Origin of the sequence: Burkholderia sp. HI2761 (assembly GCF_002223355.1) — a bacterium.
Classification (GTDB): domain Bacteria; phylum Pseudomonadota; class Gammaproteobacteria; order Burkholderiales; family Burkholderiaceae; genus Burkholderia.
On the sequence record NZ_NKFN01000004.1, the window covers coordinates 1,146,614 to 1,170,663 of the forward strand.

Consider the following 24,050-nt stretch of genomic DNA (forward strand, 5'->3'; position numbering starts at 1 on the left):
TCCTCGCATACGCGCAGTCGCGCGGAATGACGCCCGAGCAGGTACGCGAGGCGGACCGCGTCGCGTTTCCCGGCGGTCGTTTCGCCGGCTTCATATGCTGGAACAGCGCGCGGGTCCGCGAATTCATCGCCGAGACGGGGGCCGACCGGCGTGACGTGACGCGCTTCGGTGCCTACGACTCATGGCTGGCCGCGCGCTTCGGCGCCGCGCAGCTCGAACTGCCGCTGGAGGTCGCATGAACTGGGCGCACGATGACCTCGCCAAGGATCTCGCCGCGCATCTTCGCGGCGCGTCCGATCGCCTCGTATGGACCGACATGCAGCTCGGGCCGGCCGGCTCGCCGCGGCCGGACGTCTACACGGTGCCGTGCTCGTTCGCGCGGTTCCAGCCTGTCGCCTACGAATGCAAGGTCAGCGTCGCCGATTTCCGGCGTGACGTGACGGCCGGCAAGTGGACGTCGTATCTGCGCTTCGCTGCCGGCGTGATCTTCGCTGCGCCGGCCGGCCTGCTCAAGAAGGAAGACATCCCCGCCGGCTGCGGCCTGATCGTGCGCGGCCCGGACGGCTGGCGGTCGCTGAAGGGCCCGACGCTGAAGAACATGGAGAACCTGCCGCGCGACGCGTGGGTGAAGCTGATCATCGACGGCATGGCGCGGCTCGCGGATCAAAACCACGAGCAGTTGCGCGCAGGTCTGTGCAACGAATGGATGCTGGAAAAGAAGCTTCGCGCGCGCCTCGGCGACGTTGTCGCGGATGCCGTGCGGGACCAGCTGCATGCGGAACGCCGCCTGAAGACGGCCACCGAGCGGCTGGAGAACCTCGCCGAGGAAGCCGAACAGGAACGTCGCCTGATTCTCGATCGAGCGAAAGAGCATGCGGAGCGCGACGCGGCGCTGATCGATAGCGCGCGCATCGAGCTCGCTGGTGCGCTCGGGCTGCCGGCGAGCGCGGGGGCGTGGGAGATTGCCAGCGCCTGCAAGCAAGCCGTGCGCCGCGTCAGCATCGATCCCGAGATCAAGCGACTCCGTCAGCAGCTCGAGCGCATTCAGGCTGCGATCGAATCGGCTACCGAGCCACTGCCGCATATCGCGCGGGAGATAGCGTGAATTGTCTTACGCAATCCAGCCGTGGCGCCGGACATGATCCGAGACGCGCGATCGATAAGTTCGGGACGGGGAAGAGGGCGCGCGTCGCCTCGAATTCAGCGATTCCTCCCAGGTTAAAAACTTTCTCGGAAAGTTTGAGAGCACGCGTGAACGGTTTTCGACGCACGGTCGAGCATAGTTATGGCCTCGAGGAGAATCGCATTGACGAAATTGAGGCAATCCTGTTGCCCCTGCTTTGTGGGGCGAGGCTTCGCTCCTTCGATACCAATAAGGCGCTTAGAAACTTGAATCCGGTCAATCGCCGCCGAGATGTTTTCAGCACATTGGTCCCCAAGCGGTATCAAGGCTCGAAGCTCCTCGGTCTCAATTGTCGGGATGCCATCGAAATTCGCCTCAATAATCGGGATGATCCCGGGGCCTCGATCAATCACCAGCGCCTCCGAAACTCGGATTTGTATCGTGCGAACCGCGCCAATAGCTACTCCGAGGCGTGCATATATGCCGGTCGCGCTGACGCGCGCAGCGCTGAGTTCATCTTCGCGTTTGCGTCGCTTATCGGCGTAGGCTATGTAGAGAGCCACGATCACGGCGCCGCACGTCCCAATCGCGGCTGCGACATCCCAGAAGTCCTTCGTCGATCCGGCTGCCTGCGCGACGATCGTCCATATGCGGAATACGGCCAAAAAACCGATTGCGATCAGCAGCCAAACGAATGCGAGCTGAGTGATTTCCCATGCGCGTTTCACGATTCCCCCGTATTTGATTTTGGGGCGATCGTAGCACGGCCGACGGAGGGCGCATGAGCCTCGTAATCGTCCCGATCTCGCTCGAAGAGGCGAATGCGTTCGTGGCTGCTCATCACCGGCACCACGCGCCCGTTGTCGGCCACAAGTTCAGCATTGCGGTGGCCGACGCAATGCTGATGGGCCGAGACGACTGCACCGGCATCTGCGGCGTCGCAATCGTCGGCCGACCGGTCGCGCGCGGCAACGACGACGGCTGGACGCTCGAGGTGACGCGTTGTTGCACCGACGGCGCGCGCAATGCCTGCTCGGTGCTCTATGGCGCCGCGTGGCGCGCGGCGCGCGCGCTCGGGTACGTCCGACTCATCACATACACCTTGCCGGCCGAAAGCGGCGCTAGTTTGCGGGGCGCCGGATGGCGTCTCGTCGGCGCGCGTGGCGGCGGCAATTGGAATACGCCTGCGCGACCGCGCATCGACACCGCTGCGCGTCTGCGTGGGCAGAAATTGTTGTGGGAAGCCCAATGAAAGACCTCCCGAATCCTCTCACCCCAGCGGACTGCAACCTCCGCGATTTTCCGTTCATGCCGATCGAGGTGAAGCGCCTGTTGACGTCCGAAACGTGGATCCTCGGCACCGGCGACGAGCGCGCGGCCGCTATCACGTTGTGGCTCGAAAGCTGGCACCAGATCCCCGCGGCAAGCCTGCCGTCGGACGACCGTATGCTCGGCCATCTTTCCCAGGCGAAGAACTGGAAGCGCGTGAAGGATCACGCGCTGCGCGGCTGGGTGAAGTGTGCCGACGGCCGTCTCTATCACCCCGTCGCCGCGGAGAAGGTGCTGGAGGCATGGCTGTCGAAGCTCACGAGCAGTCTGTCGGGCTCCGTCGGCAACGCCAAACGTTGGGGCATCGAGATCGACACGGTAGCCGTGCGCGCGCAGGTTGTCGAGGCAGCACGCCTGCTGAAGGGCGTCGCCCCCCAATCTGAATGGCTCCGGAAAAAGCAGGTGAAAGACATCGTGGCCGATTCGCATCGCGATCCCGACCCGATCGCCCCCCGATCACCTACAGCATCGCCCCCCGATTCGCCCCCCGATCGCAAGAGAGAGGGAGAAGGAGATGTAAACACAGCAAGCGGCGGCGGCACAGCACAGGGAGGTGGGGGAGAACCGCCGAACGCCGCCGCCGCTTTCGTCGAAATCCTTCGCTCGTCGGGCGTCGGCTTCGCCGCCGATGACGCGCGGTTGGCGAGCTGGCCCGGGCGAGGCGTGACGGACGCCGACCTCCGCGCGGCCATTGCCACGGGGCGCAAGCGCCGGGAGCGCGAGGGCAGCGGACAGCCGCTGAACCTCGGCCTGCTCGACCTGATCCTCGGCGATCTGCTTGCCGCGCGCACCGCGAAGCCGGCCACGGGGACGCGCGCCGTCGGTGACTGGTGGCGATCGTGGACCGGCATCGTCGAGCACGGCGGCACGCTCGGCGTCGAGCAGGGCCGCGACGAACCGCCGTTCGATTTCAAGCTGCGCGTGTTCGACGCGGCCGGCGACGGCCCGTGGTGGGACGAGCACAACCGCGCATTTCGCAACACTGCCGGGCCAGTCGCGGCCGGCGCACTGCTGGGGGAAGGGCGATGAACTGCAAAGTCGGCGACATGGCCGTGATCACGCGTGGCGAAGCCCGCGACCGCATCGTCGAGGTGAAGGCGCCGTACGGCGACTACCTGCACCTCGGCTTCTGCTGGTACGTCGAGGCACCGACGCCTATCCCGGCGACGGACGTCGTCACGTTCCGACCGTACGAGGTCAAGACCGGCTGGATTCCGGATGCATGGCTGCGCCCGATCAGCGGCGTGCCGGTTATCGACGACGTGAGCGACGAGGTGACGGCATGAAGCGGATCACGAAGGCGATGAAGCAGGCCAGCGGCCATCGCTACTGCTGCGAATGTGCGGCTCATGGCCCGCGCGTGAAAGCGCATTGGACGCACAAGGGGCGCGACTACTGCGATGCACACAAGCCTGCCGAGACGACGACGCCGCCCGGGCGCGAGGTGCGCGCATGAGCCAGCAATCCCTCATCGCCGCGTCGCCTATCGCGCAGCGCGTCGAGTTTGTCGTTCCCGGTACGCCGGTCGCGAAGGGCCGCCCGAAGTTCGCGCGCCGCGGCGCGCACGTCACGACCTACACACCCGAGAAGACCGAGCGGTACGAGAACCTCGTGAAGATGGCCGCCCGCGCGGCGATGCGCAGCAGCGCGCCGTACGCGGGCCCGATCCGCCTGATCGTGCACATCGGGCTGCCGATCCCGGCGAGCTGGTCGCTGAAGCGCCAGGGAGAGGCGGCCGCCGGCGCCATCGGCGCGACGAAGAAGCCCGACGCCGACAACGTTGTCAAGGCGTTGAAGGACGGCATGAACGGGGTGGTGTACGTCGACGACGGCCAGGTCGTCGACCTCTGGGTGTCGAAGCGCTACGCGCGCACACCGGGTGTGCGCATCGAGGCGATCGAATTGAATCTGAAGTCAGCATAAGGAGCGGGGCCTTGAAAGCAAAATGCAAACTCACCATCAACGCGATCATCGCGGCCATGAAGCCCGGCGTGCGGTACTCGGCGCACGACCTCTCCCGTCGCCTGAAGCATCCGGTTTCGTCGGTGCGCCAGCTGCTGTCGCTCGACGTCGCGCTCGCGCGGCTCGACTGCCACTCGGAGCGCCGTGGCCGGATGTACTCGCTCGCGGGCACGAGCCGCTCGCCCGGGACGCACGTCGACACGCGCGTGCGGCCGGACTTCACGAGCAACCTGACGGGCTACATGGCCGAACTCAACGCGCGCCAAGCTCTGGCCATGATGACGCGGGGTGTGCGTTGAACGGCATCTTCGAGAACACGCAACAGGCGCTGCACGTCAGCTTTCTCGTGACGTCGCTGCCGCCGCGCCAGAAGCAGCAGTTCCGCCTGGCGTTGATCCAGATCCTCGAATCGGTTGGCCGCCTGAGCGTTCGGCAGGCTGAATTCCTCGACTACCTGTACGGCAGCTCGTCGGGGACGGTCAACTTCGACGGGCTGAGCGGCGACGAAATCCGGGCCCAGTGCGCGATGGTGGTCGGGGCGGTGCGTGATCACCTGCTGAAGCCGGAACGCAATGCGGTGTGGCTGCGCTACGCCTGCGGTATGCCGGCGCGCCCCGCGAGCGCCACGCGCGCAGCAGACCCGGGCATTCCGCCTTCGTCGGAGTGGAAGCGCGCGCTGGTCGAGATGCGGACGTACCTTCGGCCGTCGCTGACCGTGACGGACAGCAAAGCGATCATGGCGCTTATCGCCGGCCACTCGCAGACCCGCCAGCGTCAGGACGGGTTGTCGTACCGGGCGATTTCCGAGGAGACGCACATCACAGTCCGGACGCTCGAGCGGAACGCGCAGATCATCCGGAAGCGCCTGGTCGGGCTGGAGCAGCAGGCGGTGAAGCGGCTGACGCCACTCTTCGAGCGAAACAACGTGACGATCGCGGAGGCCGTTGAGGCGTAAGAGGTACAGCGAAAATTCCCCTTGCAATTGTGGCGGACAGGGTATAGATTTTCGCCAGATTGCAGAGTTGCGACCGAAGCCCGCTGAGCCGACAAGCCAGCGGGCTTTTTCGTTGATGCTACTGCGCTGTAAATCCGATGGGATTGGGCTTTGTCGGGACCGTCAGTTTGACGAGCAACAGTGAGGATTGCGTGTAGTGTTGAACAAGTCGCGCCACGTCCCCTTCGTTGGTCACACCGTCGAAGCACAAAAACTGCCCGGCTCTCGATATGTGCGTGATTTGCAGGGTGACAGTTTGGCCGAAGGAGGCGAGCATGCCGCCCACAGCCTCACTATCTGCCAATGCTGCTTCGAAGTCTCTGACTTGCGACACAATGGTGTCGAAAGCGGCTTCGTGGGCAGTCCGGATCGTCGGTAACTTGTAGTCTTCAAGCGCGGTTCGAATTACGTCGTTTTGAGGTTGCATCTTCGTTTTCCTTTCAGTTGGTCACCGTGGCGGCCCAACGATTCTACGACAGCAATTCGGAGGCCCACCACGAGGGTGTTGGCTTACCGAGCGAAAGCTAGCGGGTCGTTTTGTTGGAAAATCGGGAGTGTGGAATGGCGTCTCGCAAGCGTTCGGACGTCGTGTTGGCGAGTACTGGTCATCGACCCACACCGCCTGAACTGCTATTCGACGACTCGAACTGGATCCGGCACATCGTGCCGGCCGACGGCGTTGCCGAGTGGGTGAACGAGACGTTCCTGCGCTATGGCACGCCGCTGCACAACCCTGATCATGAGCACCTGATCGGCGCCGACGTCGCGTACCTCTGGGCGGCTGTCGAGAACGTGCGCCAGATGCGCCGCGTCGTCGGCCAGTGCGAAGAGGTGGCGATCCGCGCCGGCGGCTGGCAGCGCGCCCGGCAGGAGCAGCAATTCCTCGAATGGTTCGGTCGCGTGCCGGCGTTCCTGATCACGCTCGACGCGCACTACGCGCGCGAGTGCAACGACCTGCAGTGATGCGCGCTCGTCGAGCACGAGCTGTATCACATCGGCCAGCGCACCGACGAGTTCGGCGCGCCGGCCTTCACGAAGGATGGCATGCCGAAGCTCGGCATCCGCGGACACGACGTCGAGGAGTTCGTCGGCATCGTCCGGCGCTACGGCGTGGCCGGTGGCGCGGGCGACACCGCGAAGCTGGTCGACGCTGCCCGTCGCGCGCCGGAAGTCGGCCACGCCGACATCGCTCGCGCCTGCGGCACCTGCATCCTGCGGGCCGCATAACCCGAACGTTTTCCCGCTATGGCAGCACTCCCCGAACCCATCAAGGTGTTCGTCACGCAGGCGCTCGCCTGCTTCGATACGCCGTCGCGCGCGGCGAAGTCGGTGCGCGAGGAGTTCGGCGTCGAGGTGTCGCCGCAGCAGTGCGAGCGCTACGATCCGACGAAGCGGGCCGGCGAGACGCTCAGCAAGAAGTACCGCGAGATCTTCGAGCGCACGCGCGAGGAATTCCTCAACGACACGTCCCGCATCGGTGTGTCGCACCGTGCGGTGCGCCTGCGCGCGCTCGACCGAGCCGTCGCGGAAGCGGAGCGACGCAACAACCTGCCGCTGATGGCGCAGCTGCTCGAGCAGGCTGCGAAGGAATCCGGCGACGCCTACACGAACCGGCGCCGTCTCGAACACACTGGGGAGAACGGCGGCCCGATCGAGAATAGGACGGTCGTCGTCGATGAAAGCCAGGTCGCAGCCGCCGTCGCCAAGCTCGAAGACGAGTATTGACCCCGCCATCGAGCGGGCCGTCCTGAAGGCGAAGTGCGAGCGGGACCACCTGTTTTTCAGCCGGTACTTCTTCAAGCATCGCCAGGCGATCAAGTTCCGCGTCAACTGGCACCACGTGCTGATCGCCGACACGGTGCAGCGCGTGATCGACGGCACCCTGAAGAACGTCGTCATCAACGTGCCGCCGGGCTCGTCGAAGACTGAGCTGGTCGCGATCAACCTGATCGCTCGCGGCCTCGCGCTGAACCCGCGCGCGCGGTTCCTGCACATCAGCTACTCGGACGACCTCGCGCTGCTGAACAGCGAGACGGCGCGCGACATCGTCGCATCCGACGAGTACCAGGCACTCTGGCCGCTGAAGGTAGCTGACGACGCGAAGTCGAAGAAGCGCTGGAACGTGCTCGTCGACGGGAAGAAAGCCGGCGGCGTGTACGCGGTTTCGCTCGGCGGACAGATCACCGGCTTCCGGGCCGGGCACATGGCCGAGGGCTGGCAGGGCGCGATCATCATCGACGACCCGCTGAAGGTCGAGGACGCGTACAGCAAGACGAACCGGGACAAAGCCAACCGCAAGCTGCAGTCGACCGTGAAGAGCCGAAAGGCGAGTCCGGACACACCGATCATCGTGATCATGCAGCGGCTCGCCGAGGAAGACCCGACGGGCTTCATCAAGGCGCGCAAGCTGCCGGGCGAGTGGGAGTTCATCGAGATCCCGGCGCTGATCACGGACGAGTACGTCGCGAAGCTGCCCGCGCACATCCGCGACCGCGTCGAGCGCGATGAGCGCGACGAGGACGGCCGGTACAGCTACTGGCCGTACAAGGAACCGCTGCAGGAGCTGCTCGCGTCCGAGAAGGCCGACGCGTACGTCTTCAACGGCCAGTACATGCAGCGTCCGTCGCCGCTGGGCGGCGGGATCATCCAGAGCGGCAAGTTCCTGCGCTACGGCGCGCTGCCGCAGCTCCAGTACCGCAAGATCTTCGCCGACACGGCGCAGAAGACCGCCGAGCGGAACGACTACAGCGTGTTCGAGTGCTGGGGCCTTGGGTACGACAACCGCGTGTACCTGATCGACCTGGTGCGCGGGAAGTGGAAGGCGCCCGAGCTGAAGCGCCGCGCGATCGACTTCTGGAACAAGCACGCGGCCATCGGTGCAGATGACCCGGGTGCGCCGGTGCTGCGTCAGATGAAGGTCGAGGACAAGTCCAGCGGTACCGGGCTGATTCAGGACATTCAGGCGGAAGGCGGCATCCCGATCGAGGGCATCGAGCGCGTGAAGGACAAGCTGACGCGCGTGATGGACGTCGTCAGCCATATCGACGCCGGAAACGTCGGCGTCCCGATGGATGCCCCGTGGGTCAGCGACTTCTTGACCGAGTGCGACTCGTTCACGGCTGACGATACGCACATGCACGACGACCAGATTGACCCGATGGTCGACGCGATCAACGACATGCTGGGAGGCGCGAAGGACCTGTCGGTCTGGGAGCGGCTTGCCGGTTGAGCACGACAGGATTTCCCGGAATGTCGAAACGGAAACAACAGACCCGGCCGCCGCGCGCGCCGGCGGCGACGCATGCCCATCGCACGGTCGACTCGTTCGCCAACTTCGAAGCGCGGCTCGGCTGGGGCGCCGACAACCAGGCGTCGGCGGCGCAGTACACGCTGTCGTACCAGAGCCGTAACCGTGTCTGGCTGGAAGCGGCCTATCGCGGTTCGTGGATCGTGCGCGCCGCGGTGGACGCGATCCCGGAGGACATGACCCGCAAGGGCATCGAGATGTCCGGGCTCGATCCGACGGACGTGTCGAAGATGGAGACGGCGCTCACGCGCAAAGCGATCTGGGACCAGCTCTGCGACACCGGCAAGTGGGCGCAGCTGTACGGCGGCGCGATCGCGGTGATGCTGATCGACGGCCAGGACATGTCGCAGCAGCTTCGGCGCGAGACCATCGGGCGAGGTCAGTTCAAGGGCCTGCTCGTGCTCGACCGCTGGATGGTTGCGCCGCCGGTCGGCGAAGTCGTGACCGAGTTCGGTCCCGATCTCGGCATGCCGAAGTTCTACGACGTGCTGCCGACGACCATCGGATTGCCGCAAGGCCGGATTCACCACTCGCGCGTGCTGCGAATGGACGGCGAAGCGCTGCCGTTCTATCAGCGCATCAGTGAGAACGGCTGGGGGCTGTCGATCCTCGAGCCGATGTGGGACCGGCTCATCGCGTTCGACAGCGCGACGGTCGGCGCCGGGCAGCTCGTCTATAAGGCACACCTGCGCACGCTGAGCGTCGAGAAGCTGCGCGAGATCATCGCGACCGGCGGCCCGGCGCTCAACGGCCTGCTGAAGCAGGTCGAGATGATCCGGCTCGGGCAGTCGAACGAGGGCATCACCCTCATCGACGCGACCGACAAGTTCGAGACGCACCAGTACACGTTCAGCGGGCTGTCCGACGTCATGCTCCAGTTCGCGATGCAGCTCAGCGGCGCGACGGGTATTCCGCTCGATCGCCTGTTCGGCCAGCAGCCGGCCGGCTTGAGCGACACCGGCGAAGGGTCGCGGCTGCTGTATCACGAGAAGGTGCACACGCGGCAGGAGCGTCGGATGCGCAATCCGCTGCACGGCCTGCTCGACGTGATGTGTCGGTCGGAGATCGGACAGCCGCTTCCGGAGGACTTCTCGTTCGAGTTCAACCCGCTGCAGGAGATGTCAGCCGCGGAGAAGGCGGAGATCGGCAACAAGACGGTCGACTCGGTGACGAAGGCGGTCGACGCCGACCTGATTCCGCGCAGCCAGGGCATGCGCGAGCTGAAGGCGTCGTCGCCCGACACCGGCATGTTCGGCGACATCCCTGACGAAGCGATCGAGCAGGCCGAGCGCGACGAAGAGGGCGAGGACCCGCCTGGAATTGATCCGGCGCTTCCGCTCGGCGCGGCGCCGGGTGCGGCCGCGCGCACGAACGATTCTCTGCTTCGCAGGCTTTTCCGACGTCGATGATCCTTACCCTCGATCGAAAGCGCGACCGGCGCAAAAACCCTGTCCGGCTGAGCGGTGCCGAGCGGCAGTACGGCAGCCAGTTGCGAAAGATCGCCCATCAGGTTGACGTGCTCGTGAACGGTTTTCCGGCCGATGACGCGTCGTATGCGCCGACGATCGAGGAACTGCTGCGTCGGTACGCCGAGGCGCTCGCGCCGTGGGCCGAGGCGACCGCGGCGCGCATGATTGCCGACCTGAATCGGCGCGACGAGCAGATGTGGATGAAGCAGGCCGCCGATATGTCGCGCGCGCTACGCGAAGAGATCCGCGGCGCGGCCACCGGCGAGACGATGCGTGCGCTCCTGTCCGAGCAGGTGCGGCTGATCAAGTCCATCCCGCTCGACGCGGCCGAGCGCGTGCACCGGCTCACGCTGGAAGGAATCGTCGACGGCGCGCGCGCGGCTCAGCTCTCGAAGGCGATTCAGGAGTCTGGGCAGGTCGCGAAGAGCCGGGCCGACACGATCGCGAGAACCGAGGTTAGCCGAACGGCCGCGACCCTCACCGAGGCGCGCGCGCTCGACGTGGGCAGCCCCGGCTATTTCTGGCGGACGTCGGGAGACTCCGATGTGCGCGAAGACCACCGCGAGCTCGAAGGCAAGTTCTTCACGTGGGACAAGCCGCCGATCGCGGACAAGCGGTCCGGCGCGCGGGCGCATCCGGGCTGCATCTACAACTGCCGGTGCTGGGCCGAAGTCGTGCTTCCGACGGACTGATATGGCGAAAATGAAACGAGACAGCAGCGGATCGTTGCTGTTCGAGTGTCCGTGCGGTGAGCTGCACGTCGTCTATCCGCATGGCTGCGATTCTCCGAACCGGGCGCGATGGAGTTGGAATGGCAGCGTCGATGCCCCGACGTTGTCGCCGTCGATTCTCGTGTCGTGGCCCGGCCCCGGCGATCGGCAGAACGTTTGCCATTCATTCATCACGGATGGCCGGATCCAGTTCTGCGGCGACTGCACACACGAACTGGCCGGGCGGACGGTCGAGATTCCTGACTGGGTGGACTGAGCATGCCGACACATCGAACGACGTTGCGCGTGCGAGTGCGCACCGCATGGTGGTTGCCGCTGTACGTCCGAACCCTGGCCGTCTGGTGCCGGGTCACACGCACCGAGCCTAATTACGAGCGAGTCCGCGGCGTCATCGCGCGCGGCGTCCGAACCTGCATCGAAGACTGATATGCGCATTTTTACCACTGACCACGCGTGCACGTGCGGCTCGCATGCGCCGCGCGCCCGCGCGCACACCCGCGACGGCATCACCGCGTCCGGCGTGTACGCAGCCGAGCAGCTCGGCGAGCGGCAGTCGATCACGCCGGAAGGCTTCCTGCTCTGCGAGGCCGTGCCGATCGCGCGCGTCGGCGCGCAGGACTACGCGTATTTCGAGCTGCCGGAGATCGAGGCGAAGGACGGCGTCATCGTCGCCGAACGCACGGCCGACGTGCTGTTCAGCCCTGAGACGCTTGCGAGCTTCGAAGGCAAGCCGATCACGATCGACCATCCGCCGGACTTCGTGACGCCGGCGAACTACATGTCGGTGGCGCGCGGCACGGTCCGCAACGTGCGGCAAGGCGAGGGTGACCAGGCCGAGCTGATGCTCGCCGACCTGCTGATCACCGACGCGGAGGCGATCCGGCGCGTCCAGAGCAAGGGCGCCGACGCGCTCACGCAGGTCAGCAACGGCTACGACGCCGACTACGAACAGATTGCGCCTGGGCGGGCGCGACAGGTGGTGATCGTGGGCAACCACGTCGCCCTCGTGAAAAGCGCCCGCTGTGGCCCCGTGTGTTCGATCGGGGATAGCAGTTCCAACCTACTCCCGACAGGAGATGCAAGCATGGCAACCAAGAAAGGCTCCAAGTTCGTCGACGCGTTGCGCAAGGCGTTCATGACGCGCGATTCCGAAGCGTTCGAGAAGGTGGCGAACGAGATGACCGGCGATGAAGGCGGCGAGGGTGGCGACGGCCAACCCCAGATTCACATCCACATGCCCGGTACCGGCGCCGATCCGAAGGCGGGTGTCTCCGCGACGGGCGACGAAGGCACGGGCGGTGGTGAAGGCGATCCGCTCAAGCAGGTGCTCGACGCGATCCAAGCCACCAACGGCAAGATCGACGCGCTCGCTGACCGAGTGACGAAGCTCGAAGGCGGCGGCACGCAGACGGGCGACGCGGACGACGATGACGACGACCTGGACGGCGCCGGCACGATGGACAACGACGGTGCCGGCGAAGACATCGACGACAAGACCGGCGCGCGTACCGGCGACAGCGCCGCGCTGCGCGATCAGTTCCAGGACGCGCTCTCGCGCGCCGAGATCCTCGCGCCCGGCGTGCGGTTGCCGACGTTCGACGCGAAGGTTGCGCGCAAGAAGACGGTCGACGCCATCTGCGTGCTGCGCCGCCGTGCGCTGCGCGCCGCGCTGGCGAACGAGAACGCCGAACTCGTCAAGACGGTGGTCGGCGGCGCGAACGTCGCGAGCATGACCTGTGATTCGGTGACGGCGTTCTTCAACGCTGCGTCGGAGGTCGTGCGCAGCAAGAACTCCGGCGTCACGCAGCGCCGGACGAACGATTCCGCTCAGACCGAGCGGAAGGACATCAACCAAATCCACGCGGAATTCTGGAAGGTCCGCAAGTAAGGAGCCGACATGCCCTCGTTGCAAGCTTATCAATTTCGCATGCCGGCAGGCTTTGCCGGTGACCTTCAGCGCGCCGAAGTCGCCACGATCGAGACGCAGCTGATCGACCCGGCGGCACCGCCGACGGCGTTCGGTGTTGCCGTGAAGATGGTGAACGGCAAGATCCAGCCGATCAACAACGCGGCCGATACGGCGGCGCTCGTCTACGGCGTGAACCTGCGCGCGTATCCGATCCAGGGCAACGGCACGGATCCGCTCGGGACGTCGACGCCGCCGACGAGTGGCGTGACCGACATCCTGAAGCGCGGCTACTTCAACGCCGCGCTCGGCGGCACCGCGCCGGCCACGAAGAGCGGCACGGTGTATGTGCGCATCGCTGCGGCGGCAGCCGGCAAGCCGCTTGGCGGCTTCGAAGCCGCTGCCGACGGCACGAACACGGTCGCGATGCCCTCGAACTGGTATTTCACCGGTCCGGCCGACGCGTACGGCATCGTCGAAATCGCCGTCAACATCTGATCCGGCGCTGAACAGCGCTTCACCCGAAGCCCCGCAAATGCGGGGTTTTTGCATTTCTGGAGCCATTACATGGACATGTCCGAACTGAAGCACCTGCGCCGGGCCGGGGCCTCGATCCCGATGACGGCGGCCGTCGCGGATGCGACGCGCCGACTGATCAGCGCGCGCACGAAGGACCAGCAGTACACCTACGATCGCCAGACGATCGACTCGAGCGGCGCGTTCCTGATCGGCCAGCTCGAACGCCTCGACCAGACGCTCAACGAGCCGCTCGTCGAATACACCTGGTCGCGCGACATCTTCATCCGCAGCGACGTGTCGGCGGCCGACGAAGTCGCGTCGTTCACGAACTCGGCGTTCGGGATGAGCGGTGGCATCAACCCGAACGGTCTGAACTGGATCTCGAACGAGGGCAACGCGCTGGCAGGCCCGTCGGTCGACATCGGCAAGACCGCACAGCCGATGCTGCTCTGGGGTGCCGAAGTCAAGTACACGGTGCCCGAGCTGATCAAGTCGCAGGCGCTCGGCATGCCCATCGACTCGCAGAAGGTCGAGGCGATGAACATGAAGCGCAACATGGATCTCGACCAGATCGTCTACTACGGCGATCCGCAGATGAGCTTCACCGGCCTGGTGAACTCGATCGGCGCCGTCGGCAGCGTTTCGAACGTCGCCAACGGCGCGGCCGGCACGCCGCAATGGAACACGAAGACGCCGGACGAGATCCTGAAGGACGTCAACGAGATCCTGACCTCGGCGTGGCAAGCGTCCGGCTGGAAGGTGAAGCCGAACCGCCTGATGCTGCCGCCGGCGACGCTCGGCGGTGTCGCGTCGCGCCTGATCAGCACGGCCGGCAGCAAGTCGGTCCTGACGTACCTGCTCGAGAACAACATCTGCACGCAGCAGGGCACGCCGCTCGAGATCCTCGAGTTGAAGTGGCTAATCGGCGCCGGTGCCGGCGGCACGCAGGGCCAGCTCAATACCGTCGACCGGATGGTCGCGTACAACAGCGACAAGAAGTACGTCCAGTTCCCGATGACGGACCTGCAGCGCACGCCGCTCGAGTATCGCTCGCTCTTCCAGATCACGACCTACTGGTCGCGTATCGGCCGCGTCGAATGGCGCTACGGCACGACGGCCGCTTACCGGGACGGAATCTGACATGGCGAAGATCAACGTTCTCACGGCGTTCACGATCCGGCTGGCCCACGAGGGCGAGGAAGTCATCCGGCGCGTCGAGGCCGGCGTGCAGGAAGTCGAGGACTTCATCGCCGAGCACTGGTACGCGAAGGCGCACTCCGCCCCGCTGCCGGAGAAATCCGGCGACGCCGGTGACTCGCAAGCCGGCGCGACGGATCAGGCTGCTGCGCTGGCCGCGGCGAAGGCAGATCTCCAGACCGAGTCGGACCGCCTCGACAAGCTGCGTATCGAGCTCGACACGTTCAGCAAAGGTCTGGACGAACGCACGGCGGCGATCGATGCGCATGAGGCTGCAGTAGCGGCGGGCGTGAAGGATCTCGCCGCGCGGGTCGCCGCGTTCGAGGCAGCCCAGAAGGACGCCGCGGCGGCCGCGAAGGATGGCGCGGCCGACGGCGCGACCCAGAAGTCCGGCGGCGGGAAGAAGGCATAATGGCCTCCCGGCGCCGCGCAGCGCAGGCGCGCGCCGGCATCCGCATTTTGGCAAGGTGACACGTGGATATCGCCCAGTTCCGACAGTCGTTCCCCGAGTTCGATGACACGACGACGTACCCCGACTCCCTCGTCCAGTTCTGGATGACGGTCGCGGTCTCGCTCGTCAACGCTGATCGGTGGCGCGAGCTGACGGATCTGGGTGTCGCGCTGGTCACCGCGCACCATCTCGCGCTCGCGCTGAAGGACCAGAAGACGGCCGCAGTCGGCGGCGTACCCGGGCAGGTGACCGGCCCGCAGTCGTCGAAGGCCGTCGACAAGGTGAGCGCGAGCTACGACACCGCGGCCGTCGCCATCAAGGACGGCGGCTTCTGGAACGCCACGATGTACGGCGTGTGCTATCTCAGCCTCGCGCAGATGATGGGCTCGGGCGGCATTCAGTTGTAACGCTGCTGCTGCCCATCGGGAGAATCCCATGGACGGCATGAAAATCGACCGCCTCGACGAGGTGCTGAAGTCGATCAGCGGGCTCGTGCAGAAGGAGGTGCTCGTCGGCGTGCCCGACGGCACCGCCGGCCGGAAGAGCGAAGGCGAGCCGCTCAGCAACGCCGAGATCGGCTACATCATGGAAAACGGCTCGCCGGCCAACAACATACCGGCGCGCCCGCACCTGGTGCCCGGCGTGCAGGACGCGCGGCCGAAGTTCGAGCCGCAGCTCCAGAAGGGCGTCGAAGCGGCGCTCGACGGCGATCTCGAACAGGTCGAGCGCAGGCTGAAGCTAGCCGGTCTGGCCGGGCAAAACGGTGTGCGCGCGAAGATCAACAGCAACATCGCTCCCGAACTCGCTGAGTCGACGCTGGCCGCGCGCCGGCGCCGCGGGGTCACGCGGGAGAACACGCTGGTCGACACCGGCCGGTATCGCAACGCGATCACGTACGTGGTCCGCAAGAAATAGTTTCCAGTCTCCCCGATCCAAGGGCCGCCGCGTGCGGCCCATTTTCGTTGGTGTCCTCGCGATGGCCTTCCTCGACGTTACCGATGTCCTGCTCGATCCGGATTTCATGGACACGGGCCTGATCTGCAATCGCATGGCGCAAACGGTCGACGGCTACGGCCGAGCGCAGAACACCGCGGCGCCGACGCCGTTCGCCGCCGTCGTGACGAGCGACAAGGGCGACATCCTGCATCGCAACGCCGACGGCAGCCGAATCATCGGCTCGATCACGCTGCACACGATGTTCCGCCTGATGGACGGCGGCGCCGGCCACGACGCCGACGAGGTCGTGTGGGCGGGCCGCACCTACACGGTCGTGAACGTGAACGACTACTCGCACTTCGGCCGCGGCTTCGTCTGCGCGACGTGCGACCTGAAGCCTCTTTCGGGATGACCCCATGAACGACAGCTCGACCGGCGGATACCTGGCGCCAGCCGTCGATGCGCCGCCGGCCGAGGACGACGCCCTCGACGATCTGGTCCACGACCTGATCGCGGGCGTCACGGCGCTGCCGCCCGACCTCGTACGGCCGCGCTGGCAGCAGAAGGTGCCGAAGCAGCCCGAGCCGTCCGTCGACTGGTGCGCGTTCGGCGCCCAGGAGCAGGAGCCGGACGCGGGCCCCGCGATCCAGCACGACGGCACCGGCGACGGGCATGACACCTACATCCGGCACCAGGACATCGACGTCATGTGCACGTTCTATGGGCCGCGCGCGAAGGGATACGCGCAGCGGCTCGCCGACGGGCTCGCGATCCCGCAGAACCGCGAGCAGCTCCAGCTGCTCGACATGGCGTTCGTCGGCGTCGGCGCAATTCGGCCGGTCCCCGATCTGGTCAACCAGCAATGGGTGCGGCGCTACGACATGACCGTGACGCTGCGCAGAAAGATCACCCGGACCTACGCGGTCCTCAACCTCAAATCGGCCACCGTGGCGACGACGACTGACTCGTCGATGCCAGTGGCCGGCGTTTCGAACATCCACTCGTAGGGGACCAGCATGTCCAACGGATTGCCGGTATCGCGTCTGATCAACGTGACGATCAACCTCGCCGCGCTGGCGGCGCGGGGCGCGAATTTGAACACTGGGCTGATTCTCGGCCCGTCGGCCATCATCGACACCAACGAGCGAGCGCGCTCGTACGGCGGCATTACCGATGTGACGGCCGACTTCGGCACGAGCACGCCCGAGTACTACGCTGCTGCGCTGTACTTCAACCAGGTGCCGAAGCCGAAGGAACTATTGATCGGCCGGTGGGCGAAGACGGCGACGTCCGGATCGCTGCGTGGTGGTGTGTTGTCGACCGCGCAGCAGGACATGACCGTCTGGAACGCCGTTACGGCGGGTGCATTCGGCATCACGATCGACGGCACCGCGAAGACGGTCACGGCACTCGATTTTTCCGCGCAGACGAACCTGAACGGCATCGCGACGGTGATCAACGCGAAGTTGACCGGCGCGACGGTCGCGTGGAATGGCTCGCAGTTCGTGGTGACGTCGAGTACTTCGGGCACCAGCTCGACGGTCGGATATGCGACAGCGCCCGGCAGCGGCACGGACGTTTCGTCCATGCTCGGCCTGACCAGCAGTCTCGCCGGCACGCCGGCGGCCGGCATCGCGCCCGAGCAACCGGTCGATGCCGCCGCGGTGTTCCTCGACCGATTCGCCAATCAGTTCCTCGGCCTCGACTTCGCCGATGCGTCGATCACGGATGCGCAGCACATCGCCGTCGCGAACCTCATCGAGGCTGACCAGCGGCACCTCTACGGCATCACGACGCAGAACCCGCAGGCGCTCGACTCGACGGTATCGACCGACATCGCGAGCAAGCTGAAGGCGCTGAACCTGAAGTACAGCCTCGTGCAGTACTCGAGCTCGACGCCGTACGCAGTGTCGTCCCTGCTGGGCCGGCTGCTAACGGTCAACTTCAACGGCAACAACACGACAATCACGCTGATGTTCAAGCAGGAGCCGAGCGTCGCAGCCGAGCAGCTGACCAGCACGCAGGCGAACGCGCTGCAGGCGAAGAACTGCAACGTCTTCGTGAACTACAGCAACGACACGTCGATCATCCAGTACGGCGTGACGCCGAGCGGCCTGTTCGTGGATTCGGTCTACAACGCGATCTGGTTCCGCAACCGCATCGAGACGGACGTCTACAACGTGCTGTATCAGAGCCCGACGAAGATCCCGCAGACCGACGGCGGCAACGCGCTGATCGCGGCGACGATCTCGGCTGCGAGCGAAGCAGCAGTGAACAACGGCTATCTCGCGCCCGGTGTCTGGAATTCGGCCGGCTTCGGCGCGCTGGATCAGGGCGACACGCTCGCGAAGGGCTACTACGTCTATGCGCCTCCCATCGCGACGCAGTCGCAGGCGGATCGCGAGGCGCGTAAGTCCGTCACGTTCCAGGTCGCAGCGAAGGAAGCCGGCGCGATCCACGGCGCCGACATCCTCGTCAACGTCAACCGATAAAAGAGGCATCTCAACATGGCGACTTACAGCTTTCAGGACGTCACGGCGACGATCGTCGGCCCGGGTGGCGCATTCTCGCTCGGATACGGCGAAGCGACCGCGGAAGAGGGCATCACGATCGTGCGCGCGGGCGACAAGAACACGATGACGATCGGCTCGGACGGCGAGGGCATGCACAGCCTGCACGCCGATAAATCCGGTCAGATCACGCTCCGGTACCTCAAGACGGCGCCGATCAACGCGAAGCTGATGGCTCTGTACGACGCGCAGCAGCTCGACAGCCGCTTGTGGGGAAAGAACCTGATCGAGGTCGGGCAGTCTGCGGCCGGCGATCTCCATACCGCGCGCAGCTGCGCGTTCAAGAAGGTGCCGGACATCAAGTACGCGAAGGACGGTGACATCCTCGAATGGATCTTCGACTCGATCAAGATCGACGGCATCCTCGGGACGTACTGAACATGGCGACTGAAATTCAACTCAACGGCGTGCGGTACGCGATCGGCAAGCTGAGCGCGATGCAGCAGTTCCACGTGTCGCGTCGCATCGCGCCGATCATCCCGCCGATGATCCCCGTACTGATGAAGTTCTACACCGAACTCGAGCAGTCCGACGTTGCGCGCGAGCAGGCGCGCGCGAACGCCGCGCTCGCGGTGCTGGCAGACGGCGCAGGCGACACCGAAGTAGCTGGCGACACGGAAACGCTGGCAGCGGAAGCGCCGGCACTCGCTGCCGACCGCTCGCGCGAGCTGCTGTCGATGGTCGACGCGATCGCACCGGTGCTGCAACCGTTCGCCGATGCGCTGGCCGGCCTGAAAGACGAGGACGCTGAATACGTCTTCGGCACGTGCCTGTCCGTTGTCGAACGCTGGCAGGGCGCCGGCTGGGCGAAGGTCTGGAACCTCGCGCACAAGACGCCGATGTTCGACGACATCGGCATCGATGTGATGCTGCCGCTCGTCGTGCGCGTCGTGGTGGCGAACCTCGGCCCTTTTATCAGCGGGCTGCTTACCAGCCAAGCGAGCAGCCCGGCGGCGACTTAGGCTGGATCCGCACGCTGCCTGGCGGCGAGGACTGGGTGCTACAGCCAGTAACGCGCGGCTGGTGCAAGTATGAGTCGCTGCTGGACGGAACGCTCGGGCTTCACGATGTCGCGTTGATGAACGACGCGATCGCCGTGCAAGCAGACAACGAAGCGGCGTTCCGCCGCAAGATGGAAAGAGAAAATGGCTGATTCGGTCGTCATCCGCGAGTTCCTGGTCGCGCTCGGCTTCAAGGTCGACGAAAAGGGCCTGAAGAACTTCAAGGAAGGCGTCGAAGGGACGACGAAGGGCGTCAAGCAGCTGATCGCAACGGTGTCCGGCGCCGCGCTCACCGTGAGCGCCGGCGTCGCGGCATTCGCGTCGAAGCTCGAGCGCCTGTACTTCGTGTCGCAGCGGACCGGCGCATCGGCTACCAACCTGCGCGGCTTCGAGTTCGCCGCGCGCAACATGGGCGTCTCGGCGGAGGCGGCCACCGGCACGATCGAGAACCTCGCGCGGTTCCTGCGCAACAACCCGGCCGGCGAGGGTTACCTCGCAACGCTGGGCGTGCAGACACGCAATGCGAATGGCGAGCTGCGCGACACGGTCGACATCATGTCGGACCTCGGCAAGGCGCTGGCGAGCAAGCCGACGTGGCTCGCCAGCCAGTACGGCAACATCCTCGGCATCGATGAGAACCTGATGCTCGCGATGCGCAACGGGGACTTCGAACGTCTGCTGCAGCAGTACCGCGAGATGTCGCGGACGACGGGCCTCGACAAGGCCGCCGACGATTCGCACAAGTTCATGACGCAGCTGCGTGGGCTCGGCACGACGTTCGAGAACCTTGGCATCCGCGTCGAGGGCGCGATGTTGGGGAAGGTCGGCCCGAGCCTCGATCGGTTCCAGCACTGGATGGACGAGCACGGCGATGAAGTCGCGAACCGAATCGCGGACATTGCGAGCGCAATCCTGAAAGTGGCCGAAGCTGTCGGGCCGCCTCTCGCGAAGCTGGTCGACTTGTTCATCGAACTCGACCACTCGACGAACGGCTGGTCGACGAAGATCCTGTTCCTCGGCGTGGCGCTGAAGGCGCTCGGGGTATTCCGGATTGCGCGAGGCATCTGGAAAGCCGCGGCTGCACTTCGTGCGATGGGCGCGGCGGGTACCGGTACGGCTTCCGTCATCTCCGGCTTGATCGGAAATGTGGGCGGATTGATCACGCTGTTGGGACGGCTGTCTGCGATCGCCGGCGCCGCGTTCGCCGGTTGGAAGATCGGCGACGCGCTGCGCGACTCGGTCGATGGCTGGATTTCGAAGGCGTCCGGCGGCAAGTTTCGCTCGATCTGGGATGTGCTGACCGGAAAGGATCGGCGCGGCCTCGATGCGACCGGCGGTTACACGCAGGCCGAACTCGACAGTGTGCGCAAGGACAGCGGCGGCGGCGCGAAGTTGGCGGCGCCGCGCGGCGCCGGCCTCGTACCGGCGGCTGCCGCGCCTGCCGCTCCGGACGGCCTGGCCGGCGCGATGTCGCGCCTCGCTGACACGGCATTCGGGCAGCTTATCGCGCGCGGCGAGGGCGACTACAACAGCGTCAACCGCGGCGCGCGCGGCGGATACCGCGCCGGCACCGAGAATCTCGAAGGAATGACGCTCGCGCAGGTCATGGCCGCGCAGCGTGCCGGGCAGTTCAACGCTGCCGGCCGTTACCAGATCATCGGTAGCACCCTGACCGAGGCCGCGCGCGGGTTGAAATTGAGCGGGTCGGAGATGTTCGACCGGAAGCTGCAAGACCGGATCTTCGATGAGTACCTCGTACGGAACAAGCGCCGCGCGATCGCTGACTACGTCGAGGGGCGTAGCGACGATCTGCGCGGTGCGTTGCGCGCGGCGTCGCGCGAATGGGCGAGCGTCGCGGACCCGGACACTGGCCGCAGCTACTACGCCGGCAAGGGCAACAACCGCGCGAGCATCACGGCCGCCGAGATGGAGGCGGCGCTGCGCAACACGCGCGCGACGTACCAGCCAGCGGCCGCGCTGACCGCGCAGTCGGCGGCGCGCGGCGGCCCGGCGAAGGTCGAGCTGCACCAGTCCACGCAGATCCACGTGAGCGGGGCCGGCGATCCGAACGCGGCCGGTCGCGCAGTCGAGCGCGAGCAGCGTGCGGTGAACTCCGACATGGTTCGCAATCTACAGGGGGTGATCGCGTGATCCTCGACATGATCATGATCTCGCCGAAGAAGATCGGCAGCATCACGGTGCAGGTCGCGATCGAAGAGGTCTACAACGACGAGCTGACCATCACGGAGCATCCGGTCGAGCAGGGGGCGCAGATCACCGATCACGCGTTCAAGCGTCAGCCGGATCTCTCGATGCGCTGCGGCTGGAGCAACGCCGACTACGAGGCGCTGCTCGGCGCCGCGGAGGCGACGTTCGAAGGCGGCGGCTTGCCATCGGCGCAGTACGTGAACGCGATCTACTCGCAGCTGCTCGCGCTGCAGGAGGCGCGCACGCCGTTCGACGTGACGACGAGCCGCCGCTTCTACCAGAACATGCTTCTGCAGGGGCTGCGGCTCACGACCGACGCGAAGACGTCGAGCGCGCTGATCCTGACGGCGACGCTCAAGCAGATCCGGATCGTGCAGACCCAGGTGACGAAGCTGCCGCCGCGCGAGAATCAGGCCGACCCGGCATCGACGGCGGAGACTGGCAACGGCGGTACGAAGGCCGCGGTGCCGGCGACGCCAGCACCGGGCGGCGCAGTGGCGCCAGGGAGTATGTGATGCCGAGTTTCTTCGAGATTCCGTTCTCGCCGCGCCCCGAGCGCTTCACCGTGACGTTGAGCGGGATCGACTACCGTCTGACGGTGCAGTACCGCAAGGCCGGCGGGGCCGGGTGGGTGATCGACGTCGCGGACGCCTCGGACAACCCGCTGGTATCCGGCATCCCGCTGGTTACCGGCGTCGACCTGCTCGGGCAGTACAAGCACTTGGGCTTCCACGGGCGCCTCTGGGTCCAGGGAGCTGACGATCCTGACGACGTTCCGACGTACGAGGATCTCGGTATCGGATCGCACGTTTTCTGGGTGACGGACCAATGAGCGTTCAGCAGTTCGGCCGCAAGGTATCGCTGATCATCGGCTTCGACAGCGGCGAGGCGCTCGACCTGTCCGAGCTGCGGATCGTGTTCCGCGTGCAGCGGGGCGACCTGCAGACGCCGAACGCGGCGCGGATCCGCGTGTACAACGTCTCCGCGACGACGGCGCGGCGCGCGCAGAAGGAGTTCACGCGCGTCGTGCTGCAGGCCGGCTACGAGGGAAATTACGGGATCATCTTCGACGGTCAGATCAAGCAGGTGCGCCGCGGGCGCGAGAGCCAGACCGACACGTTCCTCGACATCACCGCGGCGGACGGCGACTCAGCGTACAACTTCGCCGTGGTCAACACTACGCTCTCGGCCGGCTCAACGCCGGCTGACCACGTAGCGGCCGTCTGCACGGCGATGAGCCCGTACGGCGTGCAACAGGGCTATCTGCCTGAACTGCCGTCGAATCCGCTGCCCCGTGGCAAGGTGATGTTCGGCATGGCGCGCGATTTCATGCGCTGGACCGCACGCACCACGCAGACCGTCTGGAGCATCCAGGACGGCAAAGTGGTAATGGTGCCTGAGACAGCGTACATCCCAGGCGAGATCCCGGTGATCACTTCCGCGACCGGCATGATCGGCCTGCCACAGCAGACGGCGAACGGCATCGAGGTAAAGATGCTGCTGAACCCCAGCGTGAAGATCGGCCGGCTGCTCTGTCTGGACAACGCGAGCATCCAGCAGTACGAGTACAGCCTTAACGTTGGCCAGCAGGCCGAGAACGAGCGGATCGAGATGCAGGCGAAGCTGCAGGACGACGGCTTCTACTACGTGATGCTCGCAGAGGTAAGCGGCGACACGCGCGGCGAAGAGTGGTACACGAGCGTCACCTGCCTGGCGGCCGACGTCACGGTTCTGCCCGATTCGTTCAGGGACAAGGCGGCTGTGCCCTCCGCCGACGTGATCAAGCGGTTCGGCTAACGTAGTTCCTTCTGATATTGCGAGATGCTCTTCCCGAATTCGTCCGGAGTGATCGTGCGTTTCACGAACTTTCCTGAACCATCGTCGAGTATTTTCACCTCTGCGTAGTTGGTCAGTGAATCTTGCCGACTGTTTCCGAACTTCGTGACGATTAGAACGGAATCGTTGACGGGGCTGAGCACTTTTCCCCAGCACGCGGCGACGAGAGCTCGGCCATATAACGATTCGGCCGCCCGCATGTTGGGCGCATCGGTGATAGGCAGGCGACACGGCATATTCCTGTAGAGGATCGAACTCATTGCCGAGCGAGGGATCGTGTCATCGACTGTTTTCGCGAAAACGTAGGCCGCCTGTCCAATGGTCGAGCGGTCAAATGACCTCGTGCGGATAGCTGCGTCTTCCTGCTCCTGAGCGATTTTCCATTTCGGTACCTCATTCTGTTCGGCTGAGAACGCTCGATTCTTCGCGATCAAATCCTCAACGTCAGTGGCGTGAACGTAGCAGGCAGTTATTGCCAGCGCGGCTGCAACAAACAGTTTCATATCAAAGT

Annotated in this window: 33 protein-coding genes and 1 pseudogene; 31 read left to right on the forward strand and 3 right to left on the reverse strand. The window is 65.5% G+C overall.

What is annotated here, in order from left to right; genetic code table 11:
- Positions 1-26 precede the first annotated feature (26 nt).
- Together CFB46_RS12055 and CFB46_RS12060 are read left to right on the forward strand one after the other, a co-directional pair.
- Positions 27-239: a hypothetical protein gene (locus CFB46_RS12055; RefSeq protein ID WP_227789501.1), complete on the forward strand. Its 213-nt coding sequence runs from the start codon at positions 27-29 to the stop codon at positions 237-239.
- Entirely contained in the window at positions 236-1,105 is an 870-nt protein-coding gene (locus CFB46_RS12060; protein WP_089500072.1) for a hypothetical protein, read from the forward strand. Before CFB46_RS12055 ends, CFB46_RS12060 begins: the two co-directional genes overlap by 4 nt.
- 113 nt (positions 1,106-1,218) lie before the next feature.
- On the opposite strand, the gene CFB46_RS12065 is transcribed toward CFB46_RS12060, so the two are convergent.
- Positions 1,219-1,851: a hypothetical protein gene (locus CFB46_RS12065; protein ID WP_089500073.1), complete on the reverse strand. Its 633-nt coding sequence runs from the start codon at positions 1,849-1,851 to the stop codon at positions 1,219-1,221.
- Positions 1,852-1,904: 53 nt separating this feature from the next.
- Here CFB46_RS12065 and CFB46_RS12070 point away from each other — a divergent pair, with 53 nt between their 5' ends.
- Genes CFB46_RS12070 through CFB46_RS12100 form a run of 7 tightly spaced genes read left to right on the forward strand, consistent with a single transcriptional unit; the run spans position 1,905 to position 5,369 of the window.
- Positions 1,905-2,375 carry an XF1762 family protein gene (locus tag CFB46_RS12070; protein WP_089500074.1) on the forward strand — a complete coding sequence of 157 codons (471 nt, stop codon included), beginning with the start codon at positions 1,905-1,907 and terminating at the stop codon, positions 2,373-2,375.
- A 56-nt stretch (positions 2,376-2,431) separates the two neighbouring features.
- On the forward strand, positions 2,432-3,481 hold the full coding sequence (locus CFB46_RS36235; protein ID WP_218827925.1) for a DUF1376 domain-containing protein: 1,050 nt from the start codon (positions 2,432-2,434) through the stop codon (positions 3,479-3,481).
- Entirely contained in the window at positions 3,478-3,738 is a 261-nt protein-coding gene (locus tag CFB46_RS12085; protein WP_089500075.1) for a hypothetical protein, read from the forward strand. The genes CFB46_RS36235 and CFB46_RS12085 overlap by 4 nt, the downstream gene beginning before the upstream one ends.
- Positions 3,735-3,908 (forward strand): hypothetical protein, encoded by a 174-nt coding sequence (locus CFB46_RS35880; RefSeq protein ID WP_179235063.1) that lies wholly within the window; start codon positions 3,735-3,737, stop codon positions 3,906-3,908. Before CFB46_RS12085 ends, CFB46_RS35880 begins: the two co-directional genes overlap by 4 nt.
- Positions 3,905-4,375 carry a RusA family crossover junction endodeoxyribonuclease gene (locus CFB46_RS12090; RefSeq protein WP_089500076.1) on the forward strand — a complete coding sequence of 157 codons (471 nt, stop codon included), beginning with the start codon at positions 3,905-3,907 and terminating at the stop codon, positions 4,373-4,375. The genes CFB46_RS35880 and CFB46_RS12090 overlap by 4 nt, the downstream gene beginning before the upstream one ends.
- Before the next feature lie 11 nt (positions 4,376-4,386).
- On the forward strand, positions 4,387-4,713 hold the full coding sequence (locus CFB46_RS12095; RefSeq protein ID WP_089500077.1) for a hypothetical protein: 327 nt from the start codon (positions 4,387-4,389) through the stop codon (positions 4,711-4,713).
- A complete protein-coding gene (locus CFB46_RS12100) occupies positions 4,710-5,369 on the forward strand; it encodes a hypothetical protein (RefSeq protein ID WP_089500078.1) in 660 nt (219 codons plus the stop codon). Before CFB46_RS12095 ends, CFB46_RS12100 begins: the two co-directional genes overlap by 4 nt.
- A 118-nt stretch (positions 5,370-5,487) precedes the next feature.
- Here the strand turns inward: CFB46_RS12100 and CFB46_RS12105 are convergent, their stop codons facing one another.
- Positions 5,488-5,835 carry a DUF6173 family protein gene (locus CFB46_RS12105; protein ID WP_089500079.1) on the reverse strand — a complete coding sequence of 116 codons (348 nt, stop codon included), beginning with the start codon at positions 5,833-5,835 and terminating at the stop codon, positions 5,488-5,490.
- A gap of 134 nt (positions 5,836-5,969) precedes the next feature.
- Here CFB46_RS12105 and CFB46_RS12110 point away from each other — a divergent pair.
- The 22 genes and pseudogenes from CFB46_RS12110 (at position 5,970) to CFB46_RS12215 (ending at position 23,500) form a co-directional block, all read left to right on the forward strand.
- Positions 5,970-6,635 (forward strand): annotated as a pseudogene (locus CFB46_RS12110) (putative metallopeptidase).
- A gap of 18 nt (positions 6,636-6,653) precedes the next feature.
- The gene (locus tag CFB46_RS12115) at positions 6,654-7,133 is read left to right on the forward strand and encodes a DUF2280 domain-containing protein (RefSeq protein ID WP_089500080.1); all 480 of its coding nucleotides are present in this window, start codon (positions 6,654-6,656) and stop codon (positions 7,131-7,133) included.
- A complete protein-coding gene (gene terL / locus CFB46_RS12120) occupies positions 7,084-8,637 on the forward strand; it encodes a phage terminase large subunit (protein WP_089500081.1) in 1,554 nt (517 codons plus the stop codon). The genes CFB46_RS12115 and terL overlap by 50 nt, the downstream gene beginning before the upstream one ends.
- 20 nt (positions 8,638-8,657) lie before the next feature.
- Positions 8,658-10,124, forward strand: coding sequence for a DUF1073 domain-containing protein (locus CFB46_RS12125; protein WP_089500082.1), 1,467 nt, complete (start codon positions 8,658-8,660; stop codon positions 10,122-10,124).
- On the forward strand, positions 10,121-10,876 hold the full coding sequence (locus tag CFB46_RS12130; protein WP_089500083.1) for a phage head morphogenesis protein: 756 nt from the start codon (positions 10,121-10,123) through the stop codon (positions 10,874-10,876). The genes CFB46_RS12125 and CFB46_RS12130 overlap by 4 nt, the downstream gene beginning before the upstream one ends.
- A 10-nt stretch (positions 10,877-10,886) precedes the next feature.
- Positions 10,887-11,171, forward strand: a complete 285-nt coding sequence (locus CFB46_RS12135; RefSeq protein WP_227789499.1) for a DUF6527 family protein — start codon at positions 10,887-10,889, stop codon at positions 11,169-11,171.
- A 171-nt stretch (positions 11,172-11,342) separates the two neighbouring features.
- Positions 11,343-12,803, forward strand: coding sequence for a DUF2213 domain-containing protein (locus CFB46_RS12140; protein ID WP_089500085.1), 1,461 nt, complete (start codon positions 11,343-11,345; stop codon positions 12,801-12,803).
- A gap of 9 nt (positions 12,804-12,812) precedes the next feature.
- Complete coding sequence (locus CFB46_RS12145; RefSeq protein ID WP_089500086.1) at positions 12,813-13,319, forward strand: structural cement protein Gp24; 507 nt, start codon at positions 12,813-12,815, stop codon at positions 13,317-13,319.
- Positions 13,320-13,388: 69 nt separating this feature from the next.
- Positions 13,389-14,480 carry a DUF2184 domain-containing protein gene (locus CFB46_RS12150; RefSeq protein WP_089500087.1) on the forward strand — a complete coding sequence of 364 codons (1,092 nt, stop codon included), beginning with the start codon at positions 13,389-13,391 and terminating at the stop codon, positions 14,478-14,480.
- Between the two features lies 1 nt (position 14,481).
- Positions 14,482-14,949: an STY1053 family phage-associated protein gene (locus CFB46_RS12155; protein WP_089500088.1), complete on the forward strand. Its 468-nt coding sequence runs from the start codon at positions 14,482-14,484 to the stop codon at positions 14,947-14,949.
- Positions 14,950-15,011: 62 nt separating this feature from the next.
- Entirely contained in the window at positions 15,012-15,395 is a 384-nt protein-coding gene (locus CFB46_RS12160; protein ID WP_089500089.1) for a DUF4054 domain-containing protein, read from the forward strand.
- A gap of 28 nt (positions 15,396-15,423) precedes the next feature.
- Positions 15,424-15,903, forward strand: a complete 480-nt coding sequence (locus CFB46_RS12165; protein WP_089500090.1) for a hypothetical protein — start codon at positions 15,424-15,426, stop codon at positions 15,901-15,903.
- Between the two features lie 61 nt (positions 15,904-15,964).
- On the forward strand, positions 15,965-16,336 hold the full coding sequence (locus CFB46_RS12170) for a hypothetical protein (protein WP_089500091.1): 372 nt from the start codon (positions 15,965-15,967) through the stop codon (positions 16,334-16,336).
- A gap of 4 nt (positions 16,337-16,340) precedes the next feature.
- Entirely contained in the window at positions 16,341-16,931 is a 591-nt protein-coding gene (locus tag CFB46_RS12175) for a phage neck terminator protein (protein ID WP_089500092.1), read from the forward strand.
- Between the two features lie 9 nt (positions 16,932-16,940).
- Complete coding sequence (locus CFB46_RS12180) at positions 16,941-18,416, forward strand: DUF3383 domain-containing protein (protein ID WP_089500093.1); 1,476 nt, start codon at positions 16,941-16,943, stop codon at positions 18,414-18,416.
- Between the two features lie 15 nt (positions 18,417-18,431).
- Positions 18,432-18,872 carry a phage protein gene (locus CFB46_RS12185; protein ID WP_089500094.1) on the forward strand — a complete coding sequence of 147 codons (441 nt, stop codon included), beginning with the start codon at positions 18,432-18,434 and terminating at the stop codon, positions 18,870-18,872.
- Between the two features lie 2 nt (positions 18,873-18,874).
- Positions 18,875-19,456, forward strand: coding sequence for a phage tail assembly chaperone (locus tag CFB46_RS12190; RefSeq protein ID WP_089500095.1), 582 nt, complete (start codon positions 18,875-18,877; stop codon positions 19,454-19,456).
- A gap of 35 nt (positions 19,457-19,491) precedes the next feature.
- Positions 19,492-19,647, forward strand: coding sequence for a DUF6889 family protein (locus CFB46_RS36860; protein WP_373558186.1), 156 nt, complete (start codon positions 19,492-19,494; stop codon positions 19,645-19,647).
- A complete protein-coding gene (locus CFB46_RS12200; protein ID WP_089500096.1) occupies positions 19,640-21,646 on the forward strand; it encodes a mannosyl-glycoprotein endo-beta-N-acetylglucosamidase in 2,007 nt (668 codons plus the stop codon). Before CFB46_RS36860 ends, CFB46_RS12200 begins: the two co-directional genes overlap by 8 nt.
- Before the next feature lie 14 nt (positions 21,647-21,660).
- Positions 21,661-22,218, forward strand: a complete 558-nt coding sequence (locus CFB46_RS12205) for a phage baseplate protein (RefSeq protein ID WP_373558187.1) — start codon at positions 21,661-21,663, stop codon at positions 22,216-22,218.
- A complete protein-coding gene (locus tag CFB46_RS12210; protein WP_089500098.1) occupies positions 22,218-22,535 on the forward strand; it encodes a phage baseplate plug family protein in 318 nt (105 codons plus the stop codon). The genes CFB46_RS12205 and CFB46_RS12210 overlap by 1 nt, the downstream gene beginning before the upstream one ends.
- Positions 22,532-23,500, forward strand: coding sequence for a phage protein (locus tag CFB46_RS12215; RefSeq protein ID WP_089500099.1), 969 nt, complete (start codon positions 22,532-22,534; stop codon positions 23,498-23,500). Before CFB46_RS12210 ends, CFB46_RS12215 begins: the two co-directional genes overlap by 4 nt.
- On the opposite strand, the gene CFB46_RS12220 is transcribed toward CFB46_RS12215, so the two are convergent.
- Complete coding sequence (locus CFB46_RS12220) at positions 23,497-24,042, reverse strand: hypothetical protein (protein ID WP_143751614.1); 546 nt, start codon at positions 24,040-24,042, stop codon at positions 23,497-23,499. The two genes, CFB46_RS12215 and CFB46_RS12220, sit on opposite strands and share 4 nt — an antisense overlap.
- Positions 24,043-24,050: the final 8 nt, after the last annotated feature.